Origin of the sequence: Mycobacterium sp. (assembly GCF_049683935.1) — a bacterium.
Classification (GTDB): domain Bacteria; phylum Actinomycetota; class Actinomycetes; order Mycobacteriales; family Mycobacteriaceae; genus Mycobacterium.
Window position 1 is genome coordinate 1 of sequence record NZ_JBAUJR010000296.1, and the last position, 1,800, is coordinate 1,800.

Below are 1,800 nucleotides of genomic sequence, written 5' to 3' on the forward strand. Positions count from 1 at the left end.
GGCCCACGCGGTGCCGGCCGTGACGCCGTGCTCGACCGGCGCCCCATGGCAGTACAACCCCGCGATCGCCGCGCCGACGGCGCGTTGCTCGGGCTGGTCGCGGCGCAACACCGGCACCACTGCGTGATCGGTCATCCCGTGATGCAGCAGTGTCTCGACGATGGAGTGGGACACCACCGGGTGGGCCGAGATCTCGAGGAACAACCGGTGGCCGTCCTCGGCCGCGGCCCGCACCGCCTCGGCGAATCGCACCCGTCCGCGCAGGTTGGCGACCCAGTAGTCGCGGTCACGCGGCGCCGCGGATCTCGGGTCGGCCAGCGCTGTGGTGTAGAGCGGCACCTCGGCGCGGCCGGGTTCGGGCAGTCCGCCGACGAGCCGGGCGAGTTCGCCGGTCAGGGCATCCATCGTGGGGCTGTGGAAGGCCACGTCGGTGTTGACCGGGCGCACCGTCACGCCCTCGTCGGTCCACGCCTGGACCACCGCCCGAACCGCGGCCATCGTTCCCGACACCACGGTGGATTCCGACGAGGCGCTGATGGCCGCCACCACGTCGGTTCGGCCGTGCAGCCGGCGGTCCACCTCGTCGAACGGCAGTCGCACCAACGCCATCGCACCGGCGCCCGTGACGGAGCGGAAACCGCGGGCCCGGAAGCAGGCGACCGATGCGCCGTGCACGAGATCGAACACCCCCGACACCACGCAGGCGGCGACTTCGCCGACCGAGTGGCCGATCACCGCGGCAGGTCTGACTCCGTGCTCGCGCAGCACCGCGGCGAGGCCGACCTGCATGGCGAAGGTCAGTGCCTGCACCTGGTCGGTGCCGCCGAGTTGTTCGGTGGTCAGGGCCTCACGTGCGGAGAACCCGAGCTCCCTGCCGAACACCGCGTCGACCTCGTCGATGGTCGCCGCGAATGCGGGTTCGGTGGCGAGCAGCTCACGACCCATGCCCGCCCAGTGCGACCCGTGACCTGAAAACACCCACACCGCACCGCTTTCCGCGCCGGGCACAGCTGTTCCGGTGACCACCCGCGGGTTCCGCACACCCAGTGCCATCGCCTCGAGCGCGTCGACGACGGTCGGCGCAGAGTTGGCCTCGACGAGACCGGAGGTCACCACCGCACCCTTGACCGGTTGGTGGGAACGGCGTGTCCACATCGTTGATGCGACCTCGGCCACCGGGGGCTCGGCCGCACGCAGGTAGCCGGCCAGCGCCGACGCCTGCGACGCGAGACGCGCTTCGGAGCGGCCGGACAGCGGGATGAGGGTGGGCCGTGGCGCAGCGGAAGCCGGACGGGGCTCGGGCGCTTCCTCGATGAGCAGGTGGGCAATGGTGCCGCCATAGCCGTAGCTGCAGACCGCGGCGCGTCGGGGATCGGCGGCGCGCGGCCAGCACTCCGTCTCGGTGGGGACCCTCAGCCCGCTGGCCTCCCAGTCGACGGCGGTGCTCAGGGTGCGCACGCCGGCAGTGGGGGGCAACATCTCGTGGTGCAGCGCCAGTGTCGCCTTGATCAGCCCGACGACGCCCGCACCGCCTTCGAGGTGACCGGTGTTCGGTTTCACCGACCCCACGGCGCACGGGGCGTCGGCGCGTCCGGCGCCGTAGACCGCGGAGAGCGCACCGACTTCCACCGGATCTCCGGTCGGGGTGCCGGTGCCGTGCGCTTCGATGTAGTCGATGTCTGCCGGCTTCAGCCCAGACGCGGACAATGCTTGGCGGATCACTGCTTGCTGCGACGGGCCGCTCGGTGCGGTAAGTCCGTTGCTGCGGCCGTCTTGGTTGACCGCCGTGCCGCGGAGCAC

1 protein-coding gene is annotated in these 1,800 nt (G+C 71.8%); it reads right to left on the reverse strand.

Annotated elements, in window-relative coordinates; translation table 11 throughout:
* Positions 1-1,800, reverse strand: a 1,800-nt coding sequence (locus WA965_RS17410) for an acyltransferase domain-containing protein (RefSeq protein ID WP_526447860.1), incomplete at both ends; no start/stop codon positions are given.